The organism is Plantactinospora soyae (assembly GCF_014874095.1).
Classification (GTDB): Bacteria; Actinomycetota; Actinomycetes; order Mycobacteriales; family Micromonosporaceae; genus Plantactinospora; species Plantactinospora soyae.
Genome location: NZ_JADBEB010000001.1, coordinates 5,006,849 through 5,025,119 on the forward strand (window position 1 = coordinate 5,006,849; position 18,271 = coordinate 5,025,119).

General features: G+C 71.6%; 14 protein-coding genes. 4 read left to right on the forward strand and 10 right to left on the reverse strand.

Annotated features, from left to right (window positions below; all coding sequences use genetic code 11):
• The first annotated feature begins 1 nt into the window (after window position 1).
• Window positions 2-1,027 carry an adenosine deaminase gene (locus tag H4W31_RS22295; protein ID WP_192768425.1) on the forward strand — a complete coding sequence of 342 codons (1,026 nt, stop codon included), beginning with the start codon at window positions 2-4 and terminating at the stop codon, window positions 1,025-1,027.
• Between the two features lie 506 nt (window positions 1,028-1,533).
• Here the strand turns inward: H4W31_RS22295 and H4W31_RS22300 are convergent.
• The 4 genes from H4W31_RS22300 to H4W31_RS22315 all read right to left on the reverse strand — a co-directional run bounded on the left by H4W31_RS22300 (window position 1,534) and on the right by H4W31_RS22315 (window position 6,993).
• Window positions 1,534-2,928, reverse strand: a complete 1,395-nt coding sequence (locus H4W31_RS22300) for a HAMP domain-containing sensor histidine kinase (RefSeq protein WP_192768426.1) — start codon at window positions 2,926-2,928, stop codon at window positions 1,534-1,536.
• Window positions 2,929-2,957: 29 nt separating this feature from the next.
• The gene (locus H4W31_RS22305; protein ID WP_192768427.1) at window positions 2,958-3,647 is read right to left on the reverse strand and encodes a response regulator transcription factor; all 690 of its coding nucleotides are present in this window, start codon (window positions 3,645-3,647) and stop codon (window positions 2,958-2,960) included.
• Window positions 3,648-3,771: 124 nt separating this feature from the next.
• On the reverse strand, window positions 3,772-5,712 hold the full coding sequence (locus tag H4W31_RS22310; protein WP_318783345.1) for a glycoside hydrolase family 3 protein: 1,941 nt from the start codon (window positions 5,710-5,712) through the stop codon (window positions 3,772-3,774).
• A gap of 138 nt (window positions 5,713-5,850) precedes the next feature.
• A complete protein-coding gene (locus H4W31_RS22315; RefSeq protein ID WP_192772308.1) occupies window positions 5,851-6,993 on the reverse strand; it encodes a class I SAM-dependent methyltransferase in 1,143 nt (380 codons plus the stop codon).
• 127 nt (window positions 6,994-7,120) lie between these two features.
• Here H4W31_RS22315 and thrS point away from each other — a divergent pair, with 127 nt between their 5' ends.
• The 3 genes from thrS (at window position 7,121) to H4W31_RS22330 (ending at window position 10,947) form a co-directional block, all read left to right on the forward strand.
• Window positions 7,121-9,169: a threonine--tRNA ligase gene (thrS, locus tag H4W31_RS22320; RefSeq protein ID WP_192768428.1), complete on the forward strand. Its 2,049-nt coding sequence runs from the start codon at window positions 7,121-7,123 to the stop codon at window positions 9,167-9,169.
• A 157-nt stretch (window positions 9,170-9,326) separates the two neighbouring features.
• Window positions 9,327-10,385 (forward strand): pectinesterase family protein, encoded by a 1,059-nt coding sequence (locus H4W31_RS22325; protein ID WP_192768429.1) that lies wholly within the window; start codon window positions 9,327-9,329, stop codon window positions 10,383-10,385.
• Between the two features lie 43 nt (window positions 10,386-10,428).
• A complete protein-coding gene (locus H4W31_RS22330; RefSeq protein WP_192768430.1) occupies window positions 10,429-10,947 on the forward strand; it encodes an HIT family protein in 519 nt (172 codons plus the stop codon).
• 91 nt (window positions 10,948-11,038) lie between these two features.
• Here H4W31_RS22330 and H4W31_RS22335 read toward each other — a convergent pair whose 3' ends face one another.
• The 6 genes from H4W31_RS22335 to H4W31_RS22360 all read right to left on the reverse strand — a co-directional run bounded on the left by H4W31_RS22335 (window position 11,039) and on the right by H4W31_RS22360 (window position 18,093).
• A complete protein-coding gene (locus H4W31_RS22335) occupies window positions 11,039-13,369 on the reverse strand; it encodes an esterase-like activity of phytase family protein (RefSeq protein ID WP_192768431.1) in 2,331 nt (776 codons plus the stop codon).
• Between the two features lie 174 nt (window positions 13,370-13,543).
• Window positions 13,544-14,425: a bifunctional DNA primase/polymerase gene (locus H4W31_RS22340; protein WP_192768432.1), complete on the reverse strand. Its 882-nt coding sequence runs from the start codon at window positions 14,423-14,425 to the stop codon at window positions 13,544-13,546.
• Between the two features lie 173 nt (window positions 14,426-14,598).
• Window positions 14,599-15,243, reverse strand: a complete 645-nt coding sequence (locus H4W31_RS22345; RefSeq protein ID WP_192768433.1) for a response regulator transcription factor — start codon at window positions 15,241-15,243, stop codon at window positions 14,599-14,601.
• A 14-nt stretch (window positions 15,244-15,257) separates the two neighbouring features.
• Window positions 15,258-16,604, reverse strand: a complete 1,347-nt coding sequence (locus tag H4W31_RS22350) for a sensor histidine kinase (RefSeq protein WP_318783346.1) — start codon at window positions 16,602-16,604, stop codon at window positions 15,258-15,260.
• Window positions 16,601-17,371 (reverse strand): ABC-2 transporter permease, encoded by a 771-nt coding sequence (locus tag H4W31_RS22355; RefSeq protein ID WP_192768434.1) that lies wholly within the window; start codon window positions 17,369-17,371, stop codon window positions 16,601-16,603. Before H4W31_RS22355 ends, H4W31_RS22350 begins: the two co-directional genes overlap by 4 nt.
• On the reverse strand, window positions 17,368-18,093 hold the full coding sequence (locus tag H4W31_RS22360; RefSeq protein ID WP_192768435.1) for an ABC transporter ATP-binding protein: 726 nt from the start codon (window positions 18,091-18,093) through the stop codon (window positions 17,368-17,370). Before H4W31_RS22360 ends, H4W31_RS22355 begins: the two co-directional genes overlap by 4 nt.
• Between the last annotated feature and the right edge of the window lie 178 nt (window positions 18,094-18,271).

Genomic DNA, 18,271 nt, shown 5'->3' on the forward strand with positions numbered 1-18,271 from the left:
CGTGACCGACCTATCGGCCTTCATCGCCGGACTGCCCAAGGTGGAGTTGCACGTCCACCACGTCGGCTCCGCGTCGCCGCGCATCGTGGCGGAACTGGCCGCCCGGCACGAGGGCCGGACCAAGGTGCCGGCCGACCCGGCCGCCCTCGCCGACTACTTCGAGTTCCGGGACTTCGGGCACTTCGTCGAGATCTACCTCAGCGTCGTCGACCTGATCCGGGATCCGGAGGACGTCCGGCTGCTGACCTTCGAGGTGGCTCGGGAACTCGCCCGCCAGCAGGTCCGGTACGCGGAACTGACCGTCACGCCGTACTCACACGTGCACCGGGGGATTCCCGCGCCCGCGTTCTGCGAGGCGATCGAGGACGCGCGTCGGAGCGCCGAGACCGAGTTGGGCATCTCGTTGCGCTGGTGCTTCGACATCCCCGGGGAGGCCGGGCTGCCCTCGGCCGAGCAGACCCTGCGGATCGCCCTCGACGAGCGGCCGGACGGCCTGATCAGCTTCGGCCTGGGCGGTCCGGAGGTGGGCGTGCCCCGGCCCCAGTTCAAGCCGTACTTCGACCAGGCCCGGGCGGCCGGCCTGCGCTCCGTACCGCACGCCGGGGAGACCACCGGTCCCGGGACCATCTGGGACGCGATCCGCGAGCTGGGCGCCGAGCGGATCGGGCACGGCATCTCCGCCGTACGCGACCCCGAACTGCTGGACTATCTCGCCGAGCACCAGATTCCGATGGAGGTCTGTCCCACCTCCAACGTCCGGACCCGGGCGGTCGGCACCATCGAGGAGCACCCGCTGCCCCAACTCGTGGCGGCCGGCCTGCTGGTGACCGTCAACTCCGACGACCCGCCGATGTTCGGCACCACCCTGAACGACGAGTACGCGGTCGCCGCCCGGCTGCTCGACCTCGACCGGTCCGGGCTGGCCGGGCTGGCCCGCAACGCGGTCGCGGCGTCCTTCCTCGCCGGGCCGGACAAGGACAAGCTGACCGCCGAGATCGACGCCTACCTCGCCGCGTCCGGCTCCTGATCCCGCCGGATCGGCGGGACGGCGTGCGGGGACGGGGGACGGGACGGCGTGCGGGGGAGAGGATAGAGGCTGGCCCGGCGCGGGGTGCTGCGGGCGGCCGCGCCGGGCCAGCGATCGTGGGTTCCCGACCGCTGTCGCACCGTGGTTCGCGCCGACAGGGCGTCGCGGCGGTGCGGGTCCCGGTCGGGTCACCGGGTTGGTGCCAGGTCCTAGCTATTGGCGCGCGGCGGAAGCGAGGTGTGGGGGACCATGCTCCCGCCGCGCGCACGGCTCCCCCGGACCGGTAGGGGCGAACATCTGCGGGTTGGTGGTCCGGTGGAGCGGGATGGGATCGCGACTGATGTTGCCACCGGAGCCGGGCCGCCGGCCGAGCGTTAATTCAGACCTAAGGAAGACTTGCGCCGGACCAGAAAATAGCCCTGGACGCGCAACTCGCGGAGATGACGATCACCGACGGCGCCGGCCCCGCCCGGTCGGGAAAGCGCGTTCACCGGGCGGGGCGGCGGTCACTCGTCGGTCTGGCGCTGACGGCCCCAGCGGCGGCGGGTGGCGGACTCCTTCTCCCGGGCCAGCCGGCCGACCAGTCCGAATCGGCTGACCTGCCGTGGCGCCGCGTCCGGGTCGGCCAGCAGCATCACCACGCTGGCACCGCCGAGCCGGGCCCGGTCGATGCTGACCGACCCGCTGGCCTGCTGTGCCACCCGGCGGGCGATGTCCAGCCCCAGCCCGGTGGACCCCTGGTCGCTGGCACCGCGGCGCAGCGCCCGGTCCGGGTTCGCGATCCCGGGTCCGGCGTCGTCGACCCGGACCGCGATGTAGCCGTCCCGGCGGGAGACCGCGACCTCGAAGGCGGTGCCCTGCGGGGTGTACCGGAACACGTTGCCCAGTACCGCGTCCAGCGCGGCGGCAAGCTCGGCGCGGGGCACCGGCACCGGAATCCGAAGCTGCGCGCCGGTGACCCGGTGCGAGCGGTTCTGGTCGCCCGCCAGCGCGGCCCAGAACACCATCCGGTCCCGGACCACCTCGCTGACGTCGCAACTGCCCGGCAGGGCCTCCGCGGAGACGGTCTTGCGGGTCGTGTTGATCAGTACGTCGATCTCGCCTTCCAGCGTCACGATGGCCTGCCGGATCCGTCGGATCGTCCGGCGCCGGTCGAGTTCGGCGGCGCTGAACGAGCCGACGCTGGTGTCGTCGGAGTCCAGCGCGTCGGCGTCCAGCCGCAGCACCGTCAGCGGGGTACGCAGCCGGTGCGACAGGTCGGCGACCAGTTCCCGTTCGTCGGTGCGGGAGGTGACCAGTCGATCCGCCATCCGGTTGAAGGCGTACCCGGCCTCGGCCAGTTCGCGCGGCCCGCTGGGCTGGATCCGCAGCTCCAGGTTTCCGTCGCCGACCGCGAGGGCCGCGTCGACCAGCCCGCGCGCGGACGAGACCGCCCGGGCGGCGAGCCGGTCCACCACGATCACCGAGGCGACCACCAGCCCGATCGCGACCAGGATCAGCATCAGCCAGGTGCCGCCGGTGCCGGCGTTCAGCGCGGCCTCGGCGACGAAGACCTCGACCACGAGGACGCGGCCGGCGACCGGCACCGGTTCCAGCCGGACCACTCCGCCGGGTACGTCCGCGACGACCGGTGACCCGTCCCGGATCGCCTGGTCGACGTCCTGCGAACCGGCCCGGGGCGTCCCGCCGGTGGCGAGTCCGTGCACCACCGGTGGGTTGGTCGAGTTGCCGCCGCCCGCCTCGATGACCCGTCGGACCACCGCCGGATCGGAGCTCACCGCCAACGCGCCGGTGATCATGGCACTGCGCCGGGCCGCGTCGGCGAGCGCGTCCTCCCGGACGTCGCGGTCGAGCGCCGTACCGAGCGGGATCAGGAAGGCCAGCGCGACGATGGTGGTCATGCCGGCCCCGAGGTAGGCCAGCGCCAACCTCAGTCCGGTACCACCAACCGGAACCCGACCCCCCGCACGGTGCGCAGGTAGCGCGGCTTCGCCGCGGACTCGCCCATTTTGCGGCGTAGCCAATACAGATGTACGTCGATGGTCTGGTCCTCGCCGACCGATGGCTGCCGCCATACCTCCTCCAAGAGTTCCCGGCGGGACACTACCCGGCCTGGGCGGGCCGCGAGATAGGCCAGCAGGTCGAACTCCTTGCGGGTCAGCGCCAGCGGCACCCCGTCCAGGAGTGCGCTCCGTTCGCCGACGTCGATCCGCAGCCCGCCGACGGAGTGTACGGCCGGCTCGATGGTCCGGCTCGCCCGGCCGACCCGGCGGAGCACGGTGGTGATCCGGGCGTCCAGGTGGGCGCCGGTGAAGGGCTTGACCATGTAGTCGTCGGCACCCGCCCGGAGCAGCCGGACGATCGCCTGCTCGTCGTCCCGGGCGGTGGCGATGATGATCGGTACGTCGGTGATGCCGCGCAGCATCCGGAGCGCGTCGGCGCCGTCCAGGTCGGGGAGCCCGAGGTCGAGGACGACCAGGTCCGGTGTTTCCGCGGCAACCCGGCGCAGGGCGTCGAGAGCCGTGCCGACCGCGTGCACCGCGTGCCCGCGGTCGGCCAGGGAGCGCAGCATTGCGCCGCGTACGACATGGTCGTCTTCGACCAAAAGCACCGTGGCCACTTGATGACCGTACTGCCCGTGGCAAGTCGGAGAAATCGACGTCCGGTATAGGGGGATCGGCCCGTTCCGCCGGTCAGATCGCCGTTCCGGATCGACGGAAACGTGAAGCCGAGCCTCCGACCGGTCAGCCGCCGGAGTAGCCCAGCCCGAAGCCGTACGGGAAGAGGGGTGTCTTGCCGTCTCCGTCGTTGATCGGCTGCTGGCTGGCGCCGCTCATCCAGCTCACCGGCAGCTTGCCGGTCGGCCGGTACGTCCCGAACAGCACGTCCGCCACGCCGCCGCCCTCGGTACCGGGCAGCCAGGCGGCGAGCAGGGCCCGCCAGCCCGGCAGCTGCGCCGAGATGTCCAGCGGCCGGCCGGAGACCAGCACCACGATCACCGGTACCCCGGACGCGCGCAGGGTGTTCAGGGTGGCCAGGTCGGTGGCGTCCAGTCCCATCCCGGATGGCCGGTCGCCCCGCCCCTCGGCGTACGGCGTCTCGCCGATCACCGCGATCGCGGCCCGGTACGAGTTGTCGATGCCGGTTCCGGCCGGGTGGTAGGTGACGGTGCTGGACGGGGCGACCGCGGTCCGGATGCCGGCCAGGATCGAGGTGCCGGGGGTGATCGCCCCGCTGCCGCCCTGCCAGGAGATGGTCCAGCCGCCGCTGGCGTACCCGATGTTGTCGGCGCTCTTGCCGGCCACGAAGATCCGGTTGTTCGCGCTGGCCAGCGGGAGGATGTTGCCGTCGTTCTTCAGCAGCACCTGGGACCGGGCCACCGCCTGCCGGGCGAGCGCCCGGTGCGCCGCGTTGCCCACGGTGGCGGTGTACGCGCGGTCGGTCAGCGGTCGCTCGAAGAGGCCCAGCGCGAACTTTTTGGTCAGGATCCGGCGGTTCGCGTCGTCTATCCGGGCCTGGCTGACCCGTCCGGCCTGCACCTCGGTGCGGAGGAGGCTGATGAACTGCCGCCAGCCGGTGGGCACCATCACCATGTCGATGCCCGCGTTGACCGCCTGGCGGACCTCGGCGGCGGTGAACCCGGTCGCGCCGTCGAGCTGGTCGATGCCGTTCCAGTCCGAGACCACGAACCCGGTGAACCCGAGTTCGCCCTTGAGTACGTCGTTGATCAGGTACGCGTGGCCGTGCAGTTTCTGCCCGTTCCAACTGTTGTAGGAGATCATCACCGAGCCGACGTTCCGGCGTACCGCCTCGGCGAACGGCGGCAGGTGGATGCTGCGCAGTTCGGCCTCGGAGAGCTGGGTGTTGCCCTGGTCGGTGCCGCCGGTGGTGCCGCCGTCGCCGAGGTAGTGCTTGGCGGTGGCCAGGATCGAGCCGCCCTCGTCCAGCGCGGCGCCCTGTAGCCCGTCGATGACGCTGGTCATCGAGCTGACCAGGGCCGACTGCTCGCCGAAGGACTCGTAGCCGCGGCCCCACCGGTCGTTGCGGACGACGCAGACGCACGGGGCGAACGTCCAGTCCACGCCGGTGCCGGTGACCTCCTCGGCGGTCGCCCGGCCGATCTGCCGGACCAGTTCCGGGTCGCGGGTCGCGCCGAGTCCGATGTTGTGCGGGAAGATCGTCGCGCCGACCACGTTGTTGTGCCCGTGCACCGCGTCCGAGCCGTAGATCATCGGAATTCCGAGCGGGGTGCCGAGGGCGGCGTTCTGGAACCGGTCGTACATGTCGGCCCAGCTCGTGGCGGTGTTCGGGGTCGGTGCCGAGCCGCCGCCGGAGAGCACCGAGCCGAGCCGGAAGCTGGTGATGTCGGCCGGGGTGACCGAGGCTCGCTCGCCCTGGGTCATCTGGCCGATCTTCTCGTCCAGGCTCATCCGGGCCAGCAGGTCGTCGACCCGGGTGGCCACCGGCAGGGCCGGATCCTGGTACGGCAGCGCGGCGGCGCCGACCGACGGCGGGGCCGGTACGCCGATCCCGAGCAGGGTCAGCAGGGCGACCAGCAGCACGGCACGGGACAGGGCGGCGGAGGTGGGTGGGGTACGCACGGGAGGTCCTCTCGGCGGCGCGGCCCGTACGCCCGGCGCCGCTCCCCGGCGTACGGCCACCGCAGACAGATCGATGACCGTCACTTACATCGGCTCCCGCCGACCCTATTCGGGAGCGCTCCCACGCACATCCGGAGCGCCCTAACGATCGGATAACGGCCGGCCCCCAGGTGTTAGGAAGGGGCCCTTCTTATACAGAAAACGATAAGAAGGGGCCCTTCCTTACCGGGCGGGTAGTTGGAGGACCCAGCGGTACGCCTGGACGAGGCCGGTGTCGAAGCCGGCCGCCGAGCCCCAGAGGAAGAGCCGGAAGCGGCGGTAGAGCGGCGCACCCCAGCGCTGCTCGATCTCGTCCCGGGCGCCGTCCAGCCGCCGGGCCCACTCCCGGCAGGTGAGGTAGTAGTTGTGTCGGTCGTCGTCCAGGCTGAGCAGCTCGAACGGGGAGTGGGCCACGTGCCGCAGGTACTGGTGCAGCAGCAGCGGGGCCGAACCACCGGGGTAGACGTACCGCTTCATGAAGGTGGAGACGAGGTGCTTGCGGCGCATCGCCAGCGCGTCCAGGTAGACCCGGCCGCCGGGGCGGAGCAGTTCGGCGTACTTGCGCAGCGTGGTGCGGTAGTCGGGCAGATGTTCGGTGACGCCCATGTTCACGATCGCGTCGAAGCGCTCGCCGGGGGAGTACCCGAAGATGTGCTCCCGGACCACCTTGACCGGCAGCCGCTCGCGGTCGAACAGTTCGGTGAGGAAGCGCTCCGACTCCACCGACAGCGTGGTGGTGGTGACCCGGACGCCCTTGCGGGCGGCGTGCTCGGAGAAGGCGCCCCAGCCGCCGCCGACCTCCAGGACGTGGTCGCCGGGCTGCACCCCGATGGCGTCCAGTGCGAGGTCCATCTTCCGGGTCATCGCGTCCTCGAGCGGCTCGGTGTCCGAGACGAAGACGCCCTCGGTGTAGCACCGGTGCCGCTGGTCCAGGAAGGTGAGGAAGAATTCCGAGTCCTCGTCGTAGTGGTGCGAGATGGCGCGGCGGTCGTCCTCCTTCCGCCCGCCGCGCAGCAGCGCCGGCACGAACCGCCCGAGCCAGGCGATCGGATGTCGGTCCGGAAAGAACGACCGCATCCGCAGCGCGGCGGCGAGGTCACCGTCGACGTCCAGCGAGCCTTGGAGGTACGCCACGGCGACGGCGAACTGGTCCAGGGCGGCGAGCGCCTTGGCTCCGCGTTCGTCCTTGATGATGATGGTGAACAGCGGATCTCCGCTGCCGAGGATCTGTGCCGGCCCGCCGGCCGGCGCCACCGCGAACGGCACCGCCGCTTCGGTGGCGAAGAAGGTCTCGTATCTGCGCTGTAGTGCGCTCACCGCGTCCATGGGTGTCACGGCGTCAATCTAACGCCGAGGTAGCGGCGCTGGCAGGTGGAAAAGCCAGGACCGATAGCATCTCCACTGCCGAAGTCCTCGGCGCGGTCCGATTCGTCCAAGATCGAAGGAGTCACCCGTGTCCGAAGCCCGTACCCCTGTCGTGGCCGACCCCGTCGTCGTCGCGGCCGGTACGACGGCGGCCGAGGCGGTGGCCGCGGCGGGTCTGCCCAGCGCCGGCCCGGGAGCGATCGTGGTGGTCCGCGACCCGGACGGCCGGCTGCGCGACCTGGACTGGACGCCCGAGGCGGACACCCCGGTCGAGCCGGTCCGGCTCGACTCGCCGGACGGGCTGAACGTGCTGCGGCACTCGACCGCGCACGTACTGGCCCAGGCGGTCCAGGACACCTTCCCCGAGGCCAAGCTCGGGATCGGCCCGCCGATCGACAACGGCTTCTACTACGACTTCGACGTCGACCGCCCGTTCCAGCCGGACGATCTCGCCCGGCTGGAGAAGCGGATGCAGGAGATCATCAAGTCCGGGCAGCGGTTCCGGCGGCGGCGCTTCGACAGCCTGGAGGCGGCCCGGGTCGAGTTGGCCGACGAGCCGTACAAGCTCGAACTGATCGAGATCAAGGGTGCCGGCACCGAGGGCGGCGGCGCCGGGTTCGACGCCGGTGAGGTGATGGAGGTCGGCGCGGGCGACCTCACCATCTACGACAACCTGGACGCCGACTCGGGCAAGGCCTGCTGGTCGGACCTGTGCCGGGGCCCGCACCTGCCCAGCACCCGGCTGATCGGCGCGTTCAAGCTGATGCGCTCGGCCGCCGCCTACTGGCGCGGCAACGAGCGCAACCCGCAACTGCAACGGGTGTACGGCACCGCGTGGCCGACCCGGGACGCACTCAAGGCGTACCTGAAGTTGCTGGAGGAGGCCGCCCGGCGCGACCACCGCAAGCTCGGCGCCGACCTCGACCTGTTCAGCTTCCCCGAAGAGATCGGCTCGGGCCTGGCGGTCTTCCATCCCAAGGGCGGGATCATCCGTCGGGAGATGGAGGACTACTCGCGGCGCCGGCACGAGGCGGCGGGCTACCAGTTCGTCAACTCCCCGCACATCACCAAGGGCCAGCTCTTCGAGACCTCCGGCCACCTGCCGTACTACGCCGAGACGATGTTCCCGCCCATGAAGCTGGAGGGCGCGGACTACTACCTCAAGGCGATGAACTGCCCGATGCACAACCTGATCTTCCGGGCGCGCGGGCGTTCCTACCGGGAGCTGCCGCTGCGGCTCTTCGAGTTCGGCACCGTCTACCGGTACGAGAAGTCCGGCGTGGTGCACGGCCTGACCCGGGTACGCGGACTGACCCAGGACGACTCGCACATCTACTGCAGCCGGGAGCAGATGCCCGGGGAACTCACCACGCTGCTGACCTTCGTGCTCGACCTGCTCCGGGACTACGGCCTGGACAACTTCCACCTGGAGTTGTCGACCCGGGACGACTCGCCGAAGTTCATCGGTTCGGACGCGGAGTGGCAGGAGGCCACCGACGCGCTGCGGGTCGCCGCCGAGGCGTCGGGGCTGGACCTGGTGCCGGATCCGGGCGGTGCGGCCTTCTACGGCCCGAAGATCTCGGTGCAGGTCAAGGACGCGATCGGCCGGAGCTGGCAGATGTCCACCATCCAGGTCGACTTCAACCAGCCGGAGCGGTTCGGACTGGAGTACCAGGCGTCGGACGGCACCCGGCAGCGGCCCGTGATGATCCACCGGGCGTTGTTCGGGTCCATCGAGCGGTTCTTCGGCGTGCTGACCGAGCACTACGCCGGGGCCTTCCCGGCCTGGCTGGCTCCGGTGCAGGTGGTCGGCATCCCGATCCGGGACGAGCACTCCACCCATCTCGACCGGTTCGTCGCGGCGCTGCGCGCCGAGGGCATCCGGGCCGAGGTGGACACCTCCGACGACCGGATGCAGAAGAAGATCCGTACCGCCCAGCAGCAGAAGATCCCGTTCATGGCCATCGCCGGAGACGCCGACGTGGAGGCCGAGGCGGTCTCCTTCCGCTATCGGGACGGTTCGCAGCGCAACGGCGTACCGCTGGTCGAGGCGGTGGCGCACGTGGTCGAGGTGGTCCGGTCGCGTACCAACTCGGGCCCGAGCGCGGAGCCCGAGCCGGAGCCGGCTTCGGAGTAGGCGTCGGCCAGGGCCTGGCGATCGCGAGCACGATGCCGGGCAGGTCGGGGAACCGCCGGCCCACCGAGGGGCATTGACCGAGATCGCTGTGCCGGCATAGCCTCGGGTGGACGACGCGGGAAAGCCCTTTCCGTGCGGGACCCGGATTGGCGGCGGCATGCGACGCAGGACACTTCTGGCTGCCGGTGCGGCGTCGACGGTCGCGGCGGTGACGGCGCTGCCGGCCCGCCCGGCCGGAGCCCGACACCGCCGGGGTCTCACCGTCGCGGCCGACGGCAGCGGCGACGTCGACGGCATCCAGGCCGCGGTGGACGCCGTACCGTCCGGCAACCCGTCGACCTTCACCATCGCCATCCGGCCCGGGACCTACCCGGGCCAGGTGATCGTGCCGGCAGACAAGCCGCACATCGTCTTCCGGGGCCTGTGCGCCGATCCGAGCCGGGTGGTCATCACCGACGACCGCGCCAACGGCACGCCACGCCCCGACGGCGGCACCTGGGGCACCTCGGGCAGCGCGTCGGTGACCATCTCCGGCGCCGACTTCACCGCCCGGAACCTCACCTTCGCCAACTCCTTCGACGAGGCCGCCCACCCGGAGATCACCAACCGGCAGGCGGTCGCCGTACTCACCCGGGCCGACCGGCTGGTCTTCGACAACGTCCGGTTCCTCGCCAACCAGGACACCCTCTACGTCAACAGCCCGGACGTGGCGACGGTCAGCCGGGCGTACTTCCGGAACTGTCACGTCGAGGGCGACGTCGACTTCATCTTCGGCCGGGGCACCGCCGTCTTCGACCGCTGCGAGATCCGGTCGCTCGACCGCGGCTCGACCACCAACAACGGGTACGTCACCGCGGCCAGCACCGACCTGCAGAACCCGTACGGCTTCCTCGTCGTCCGCAGCAGGCTGACCGGAGCCGTCGCACCCGGAACGGTGTACCTGGGTCGGCCCTGGCATCCGAGCAACGACCCGAACGCCATCGCCCAGACCGTGATCCGGGACAGTTGGCTGGGTCCGCACCTCAACCCGGCACCGTGGACCGATTTCGGCACCTGGTCGTGGCGGGACGCCCGCTACGCCGAGTACGCCAACCGAGGCCCGGGGGCGGCGACCGGTGCCGACCGGCCGCAGTTGACCGCCGCCCAGGCCGCGGCGCTGACCCCTCGGGCCTACCTGACCGGTCCGGATGGCTGGAGCCCGATGCGCTGGTCGTAGGATCATCGGCGTGACAGGCGCGGCGCCCCACGCGGAACCCGGTATGCCCGATGGGCTGGACCGGCTCTGGACACCACATCGGCTGACCTACATCTCCGGACCGGACCGGCCGGGGGAGGGACACGAGAAGCCCGCCGGCTGCCCGTTCTGCCTCGCCCCGGAACGCGAGGGCGAGGAGAACCTGGTGGTGCACCGGGGCGAGCGGGTCTTCGTGGTGCTCAACCTCTACCCGTACAACCCCGGACACCTGCTGGTCTGTCCGTACCGGCACCTGGCCGACTACACCGAGCTGGACACCGAGGAGACGGCCGAGCTGGCCGACTGCACCCAGACCGCGATGCGGGTGGTCCGGCGGGTCAGCAACGCGCACGGCTTCAACATCGGCATGAACCAGGGCGGGGTGGCCGGCGCCGGCATCGCGGCCCACCTGCACCAGCACGTCGTGCCGAGGTGGGGCGGGGACGCCAACTTCATGCCGGTGATCGGCCGGACCAAGGTGCTGCCGCAACTGCTGGCCGACACCCGTACGCTGCTCGCCCAGGCCTGGCCCGTACCGGCCTGATCCCGGCCGTACCGCCCCGGCCGCCGAAACGGCGGTGGCCGCCGGACCCGAGCGGATCCGGCGGCCACCATCGGTCGGTACCGGGACGGCGTCAGCGCCCCTTGAAGACCCGCTTGTCGGAGCCGAGGCGCAGGAACACCGTCTCACCGGTGGCGTCCTGCACCGCGTCGTTGTCGGTGACGGCGTAGACCTGGCCGTCACCGGCGACCGTCAAGCCCTCCAGCTTCTCCTGGGTCCAGCCGTGCGTCGCCCGCAGGTCGGGCAGCACGTCGTACGCCAGGGTCTTGGGCAGGACCCGCAGCGGCCCCGGCGTGGCGGCGGCGCGGGGTAGCTCCACGGTGTAGATCCGCTTGACCGTGGCGGCCGGACCGTTCAGCTTGTCCCGCTCGATCACCGCGAGCCGGTTCCCGACCACGGTCACCTCGGACAGCCCGATCCAGTCGCCGGGCGTGCTCGTGCTGCCCAGCCGGTAGCCGAACCAGCTCCAGCTGCCCGCCGTGACGTCGTAGCGGCCCAGCCGGACGATTCCGGTCGGGTCGCCGGCCACCTCGCGCTGCAACGCCGCCCAGACGACCTCGTGCCCGCGCGGATCGGTGGTCGCGGTGACGCCCTCGAAGCCCTGCTTGGCCAGCCCGGCGGCGACCTCCGCCGGCACCGGTACGACCTGTCGGGTCACCCCGTCCCGGTCCAGCCGGACCAACTGGTTGCCGGCCCCGGTCGCACCCTCGACGGCGAGCCAGAAACCGCCCTGCGGACGCGCGAAGATCCCCTCGGCGTCGTAGCCCACCGGGGTGCCGTCGGCGGCCCGGACGGTCAACGCGTGGTCGACCACGGCCGGGGTCGAGGTCGGATCGATGGTGAGGATCCGACTCGGCTGGTACGCCGCATCGGTCACGCTGTAGAGCAGGTGCGACTTGCCCGGTACGGCGGAGAGGGCGCCGAGCGCGCCCCAGCCGATCGGCCCCGCACCGCCGCGCTCCGGCGCGGAGACGATGCTCGGGAACGCCGGAGTGCTCCGCCCGAGCCGGTAGAGCGTCACCGAGGCGCGTACCCCGACGGAGGCGTCGTCCTCCTCACTGGAGACCGCGAGCAGGCCACGGGACGGGATCGGCAACAGCCCCTCGGGACCGTTGGTGGCCGGCAGGACCTGCCGGAAGACCGGAGCGGTGGGCCGGCTCAGGTCGTAGACGGCGACGAAGTTGCTCCGCTCGGAGCCGACGAAGGCGTACCGCACCCCGTCGAACTCGGCGATCGCCACACCCTCCGGCTCGGTGCCCTTGTTGTCCGCCCGGTCGTCGTTGGCGAAGCCGTACCGGACGGCGAGCTGCTCGAAGCCGTTGCCGGCGTCCCAGGCCACCTTTCCGGTCCGGCTGTCGAAGATCGACCAGCCCCGGGTGCCGCCCCGCCAGTCGCCCTCGTTCGCGGTGGCCAGGTAGCGGTCGTCGACCCAGGCGACGGCGTCGGGCTCGCGTGGGGTGTCGGTGATCGAACCGGCCGGGTCGAGGGCGCCGTCGTTCTCCGTGTCGATGCCCCGCACCGTGGCGGTGCCGGTGCTGAAGACCTTGTCGATCCGCCCCGTCGGCACGTCCACCAGGACGACACCGTTGTTCTCCTGGAGGGTCACCGCGAGCTGGTTACGACCGTTGATCGAGACGTACTCCGGCTCCGGGTCGGTCGGCGCGGCGATGCCGGCGGCGGTCAGGGCGGGCAGTGCCGCACCGTTCGGGCCGGTCAGCGGCACCGCCCGGGTACGCCAGCGGTCCGGCGAGTTCCCGCCCAGGTCGACGAGCTGGACGAAGCCGGCGGGTGCCTGCGGCAGGTCGCCCTCCTCGCCACCGGCCGGCGTGGCCTCCTCGTCGCGCTCGTTCTCGATCGCGATCGCGGCGTACCGGTGGTCGTGGCTGATGGTGATCGAGTCGGGCTGTCCACCGAGGTCGAAGCTGGTCACCCGGCGACGGTTCGACAGGCTGATCACGTCCAGCCGGCCGGACGGGTCCGTGAAGCTGGCACTGGTGTTCACCACGACCAGGACGTACTGGCCGACCACCGCGACCGAGGTCGGCTCGTCCTCGGCGTCGCCGAGTTCGGTGAGCGCCAGGGTGCCGAGTCCACGCGGCCGGTCGGCGTCGCTGATGTCCAGGAAACCGATCCGTCGGGCCAGCGCGTCGGTGTAGATCAGGGTCCGGCCGTCGGAGCTGACCGTGGAGATCTCCGCCACCGTCGGGGTGGCCGGATCCTCACCCGCCGGACGGTTCTGGAAGACGGGGTAGGTGGCGGTACGGTCGAACGCCAACTGCCGGTCCGGCCGTGGCGTGCCGTGCGTCGCCGTACCCGCGCCGGCCACCCCGGAGGTGGCGACGGCGATGGTGCCGGCGGCGAGGGCCACGGCGGCGAGCGTGGCGTATGTCTTTCTCGAGGGCATCGTCTCTCCGTTGCTCTTGCTACTTCCGGTTCGGAAGGTTGCACGGACCGGCGAGCGGCAGCCGGCTCCCAGATGAACGGCGGACGAAGATCAAGCGATCGCTCCGGCCTTCCTTTCCCCGCGCTGACCAGCGGCTTCTCGGAACAGGACGCCAGACAGATCGCGGGACACGCGCTACGCGGCGAGGCCGGGTCGGGGGCGGCGGTGGCCGGTACGGAGTCCGGAGCGGATCGTCCGGGAGATCTCCTGCCGACCGAGCCCCGCGTGCCGAGCCGCGTCGCCGAGCACGACCGTGATCTCGTGATCGTCGAGCAGGCGTACGGCGGCGAGCTGGCCCAGGCGGTAGGCGGCCAGGTAGAGCGTGCTGTTGCGGGTACCTGCGACCGCGCTGGCGACGATGCCGGCCTCGGCGGCCAGGGCGGCGCTGGCGTAGCGCTCGGGGTGGTGTACCCGCTCGCCGACGCCGGCCGGGCCGCCCGGATACCGCCGGTCGCCGCTGGGGGCAGGTGGGAAGAGCAGGTTGGCCAACTCCGTCGGGCAGTCGTCGAGCGGGACGTCGGGCGGGCGGACCCACCGGTAGCGCCGTCCGCTGGCGTGCCGCGACGGTGGTGCGACGACGTACCCGTCGACACCGCGCCAGTCCACGCCCGGCAGCAGAGCCGTCCGGTTGCCCGCACCGGTCGGCCGCAGGTAGACGTGCCAGCCGCCGGAGCCGGTCCGGACCACCGGCCCGGAGATGGTGTGCTCGGACACGAGACTACGCAGCGCGGACACCCCGTCGGGAACGTCGACATCGCAGACGTCGAAGCGCACGCCGGTCCGGGCCGCGACGTTCGCCTCCGGCCAGCGGGTCCACCACTGCCGGATCAGCTCCGGTCGGGTGCTGGCGTCGTGCAGGCCGTGCCGGAGCAGGCTGCGGTGCCAGCGGGGATGTTTGCCGGGGCGGTCGCAGTCGGACCCGCCGCAGGTGCATCCGGCCCCGGTCGGGGTGTGCAGTGGCAGCACCGGTACGCCGGCGGCGGCGTACTCCAGGGCGGCGCGCAGCAGCGGTGACATTCGCCCGACCTCCTCGCCGGTCGGATACCCGCTACCAGAATATTCGAACACACGTGCGACTGCCCAGGTCTGGGTGGGCGACTTTCAGCAGCCGTCAACTCCACCCCGGCTGCCGACCACACCACCGTCAGGTAGGGACGACGTCAGGTAGGGACGACGGCATCGCGTGAACGTCAGCCGCCGACGTGGCGGAGGACGGCCAGGACCCGGCGGTTGTCGCTGTCCGAGGAGGGCAGACCGAGTTTCGCGAAGATGTTCGCCACGTGCTTCTCCACGACTCCGGAGGTGATGACAAGAGCCGCCGCGATCCCGGCGTTGGATCGTCCCTCGGCCATCAGCGAAAGCACCTCCCGCTCCCGGGGAGTCAGCGACGCCACCCCGGCCGTGTCCTGTCCGGCCCGCATCAGGTGGCCGACCACCTCCGGATCCAGTGCGGTGCCACCGGATGCCACCCGGGTCAGCGCGTCCACGAAGTCGGCGACGTCGGCGACGCGGTCCTTGAGCAGGTATCCGACGCCGGTCGGCCGGTCGGCGAGCAGGCGGGTCGCGTAGCGGGTCTCCACGTACTGCGAGAACACCAGCACACCGACGTCGGGATGGTCGCGCCGGATGTCGATCGCGGCGCGCAGTCCCTCGTCGGTGTGCGTCGGTGGCATCCGGATGTCGATGATGGCCACATCCGGTACGGCGGCGGCAATCGCGGACCGCAACGCATCCGCGTCGGCCACCGCCGCGCACACCTCGAAACCGCGGTCGGTGAGCAGCCGGACCAGCCCTTCGCGCATCATCGCGGCATCCTCCGCGATCACCACCCGCATGTCGTCGCCTCCGTTCACACCTGTGTGGGCAGCTTGATCTCGACCCGGGTCGGACCGCCGGTTGGACTCTGTACCCGCATCCGGCCGTCCACGACGGCGATGCGGCGGTCCAGGCCGGACAGGCCGGGACCGTCCGGGTTCGCCCCGCCGATGCCGTCGTCGGTGACGGTCAGCGTCAGGTGCTCGCCGGATCGGACGACACCGAGGCCGATCTGGGTCGCCCGGCTGTGTTTGGCCGCGTTCGCGAGCAGTTCCGAGGCGCAGAAGTAGGCGATGGTCTCGATCGCGGGCGCCGGGCGGTCGGGCAGTTCGACGAACACCCGGACCGGGATGGCGCTGCTCGTCGCGAGCGTCGCCAGCGCGTCGCCGAGACCGTTGTCGAGGACCGGCGGGTGGATCCCGCGCACCAGGTCGCGCAGGTCGGCGAGGGCATCCTTCGCGCCACGGTGGGCGAGCGCGACCAGTTCGCGGGCCTGCCCGAGGTCGGGTGGCGGCCCGTCGACACCGAGCTTCTCGGTCGCCATGCCGAGGTTCATCGCCAGCGTGGCCAGCCGGATCTGCGCGCCGTCGTGCAGGTCCCGTTCCAGTCTGCGCATCATCGCGGCCGCGTCGTCGATCGCGCGGGCCCGGGTGACCTGCAGTTCGCGTACCCGCTCGGCGAGCCGGCGCGGACCGAGCAGCCGCCGCATCGCGGCGAGGTCCAGTGTCGTACCGGCCCGCATCAACCACGGTGCGACCAGCAGCATGGCGAGGCCGGCCGTGGCGATGAGGAACGTACCGGCGAACGTCCGCGTACCGATGGTGCCGAACGGCGTCAGCGCCCACACCGGCCCGAGCGTCGTTCCGGGCGGGTGGTTGCGGAACAGCGGCCACCACACCGGGTAGCTGAGGTTGGCCAGGCCGAACAGGTAGCAGAACGCGCCGTAGCCCTCGGGGATGGCCAGTGGCACCTTGAGCAGGCCGTATCCGACGGCGCGCCAGCCCGGTCCGTCGGAGACCAGGGCGCCGATCCGATTCGAGAGCCGGGGCGGCGGGGCGTCCACCCGCACGTCGAGCAGCCGGCCGGCGAGGAAGCGGTGCCCGGCTCCCATCGTGCGCCCGATCGGGGCGGCCAGCACGACCAGGAGCGCGATGGTGAGCGGGAACAGGACCAGGAACACCGGTCCGACGACAGGTGCGGAGCGGTCGGACGTGGCTCCGGTCGCCCAGAGGACTCCGACGCCCAGGGCCGGCACGATCGCCGGTACGGCCAGGATCGCGGCCGCGCTGACCACGCCGACGACGCAGAACACCGCCTGGCGCAGGGCCAGCGTGGTGAACGGAGCGCGCAGCCCGGTCATCGGCCCATTGTCGCTGGTCACGCGTCACGGTAGCGGAGCAGTACGCCGCCACAGAGGATCGCTGTCGCCGCGTACCCGCACATCAACAGCGCGCTGATCCAGCCGGCGAACAGCCCGGGTATCGGCGAGGTCACCGCGATCGAGTTGAGCAGCATCAGCAGCGGGACGAAGCGGCCGACCGCGATTCCGCTCTCGCCGAACAGGCCGGCCACGATCATCGGGACGAACATCAGACCGAACAGCGTGCCGATCGCGGCGCCCGAGTGCCGCACGACCGTCCCGATGCCGACCCCGATCAGCGCGGTGGCGCCCAGATACACGCCGGTCAGCACGACCGCGCGCAGGATCGCCGGCTCCCCGAGGGAGGCGGCCGGGATGGCGGTACCCCGGATTGCGAGCTGTCCGCACAGATAGCCGGCGAAGCTTGCGACCAGGCCGACGGCGAGAGCCGCGCCGCCACCGACGGCGACCTTCGCGACCAGGACGGTCCGACGCCGCGGGACGGCGGCGAACGTCGAGCGGATCATCCCGGTGCCGTACTCGCCGGTCACCATCAGGACGCCGAGCGCTCCGAGGAGCAGTTGGGCCGCGATGGCGCCGCCGAGGCTGTTGTTCAGGATCTGGGCGGCGGTGGCGACCGGGGTGTGCGATCGGTACCCGAGTCCCACCCCGGCCCCGGCCGCGGCCATCGAGACCACCGCCGCGATCGCCAGCCACCACGTCGACCGGACGCTGCGCAGCTTGATCCGTTCCATCCGGGCCGCGTGCCGGAATCCGTACCCGTTCATGACGCTCCCATTCCGCGATAGTCGGTGGCCTGCGCGGTGAGCCGGAAGAACGCGTCCTCCAGGCTGTCGGCGCCGGCGGCGAGCTCGGCGACGGTCGTCTCGGCCAGCAGCCGGCCGCGGCCGATGACCACCAGCCGGTCGGCGGTCAGCGCCATCTCGGCGATCAGGTGGCTGGACACGAACACCGTCCGGCCTTCGGCGGCGAGTCCGCGCAACAGGTCCCGGATCCAGCGGATGCCCTCCGGATCCAGTCCGTTGACCGGCTCGTCGAGCAGGAGGACGCCCGGGTCGCCGAGCAGGGCCACCGCGACGCCGAGCCGCTGGCGCATGCCGAGCGAGTACGTGCCGGCGCGCCGGGTTGCCGCGTCGGAGAGACCGACGGTGCGCAGCACCTGCTCGACCCGGGAACCGGAGATGTCGTTGCTCGCGGCCAGTGCGGCCAGGTGCGCCCGGGCGCTGCGGCCGGGATGGAAGGCCCCGGCATCAAGCAGCGTGCCGACCGCCTTCAACGGCCAGCTCAGATCCGGGTACCGGACGCCGCCGATCAGTGCCTCGCCATGGTCCGGGGCATCCAGGCCGAGGATCATCCGCATCGTCGTCGACTTGCCGGATCCGTTCGGGCCGAGGAAGCCGGTCACCACCCCCGGCTGGATCCGGACGCTCAGCCCGTCGACGGCGACCCGGCCGCCGTAGCGTTTGGTCAGCTCACGTAGTTCGATCACACAGTCGACGTTAGGCAGCGCCGTCGGCGGTCGTAAGCCGGAAACCACCCGACTCCGGCTGGGGGTTTTCCACCCCCACCGCGGTCCCGACCGGCTGCTACGGCGGCGATCGGCGCCCTGGCCTTCCGGGTACGGGCACGTGCACCAGGGGTGGCCAGCGGCTGGCTTCGTCGACGTA

Bases quoted from the DNA above. Each gene is read 5' to 3' on its own strand.
- H4W31_RS22300 (WP_192768426.1), bottom strand. From the start codon at position 2,928: ATGACCACCATCGTCGCGCTGGCCTTCCTGATCCCGCTCGGTACGGCG.
- H4W31_RS22315 (WP_192772308.1), bottom strand. From the start codon at position 6,993: ATGGACGCGGTGAGCGCACTACAGCGCAGATACGAGACCTTCTTCGCC.
- H4W31_RS22325 (WP_192768429.1), top strand. From the start codon at position 9,327: ATGCGACGCAGGACACTTCTGGCTGCCGGTGCGGCGTCGACGGTCGCG.
- H4W31_RS22330 (WP_192768430.1), top strand. From the start codon at position 10,429: ATGCCCGATGGGCTGGACCGGCTCTGGACACCACATCGGCTGACCTAC.
- H4W31_RS22335 (WP_192768431.1), bottom strand. From the start codon at position 13,369: ATGCCCTCGAGAAAGACATACGCCACGCTCGCCGCCGTGGCCCTCGCC.
- H4W31_RS22340 (WP_192768432.1), bottom strand. From the start codon at position 14,425: ATGTCACCGCTGCTGCGCGCCGCCCTGGAGTACGCCGCCGCCGGCGTA.
- H4W31_RS22345 (WP_192768433.1), bottom strand. From the start codon at position 15,243: ATGCGGGTGGTGATCGCGGAGGATGCCGCGATGATGCGCGAAGGGCTG.
- H4W31_RS22355 (WP_192768434.1), bottom strand. From the start codon at position 17,371: ATGAACGGGTACGGATTCCGGCACGCGGCCCGGATGGAACGGATCAAG.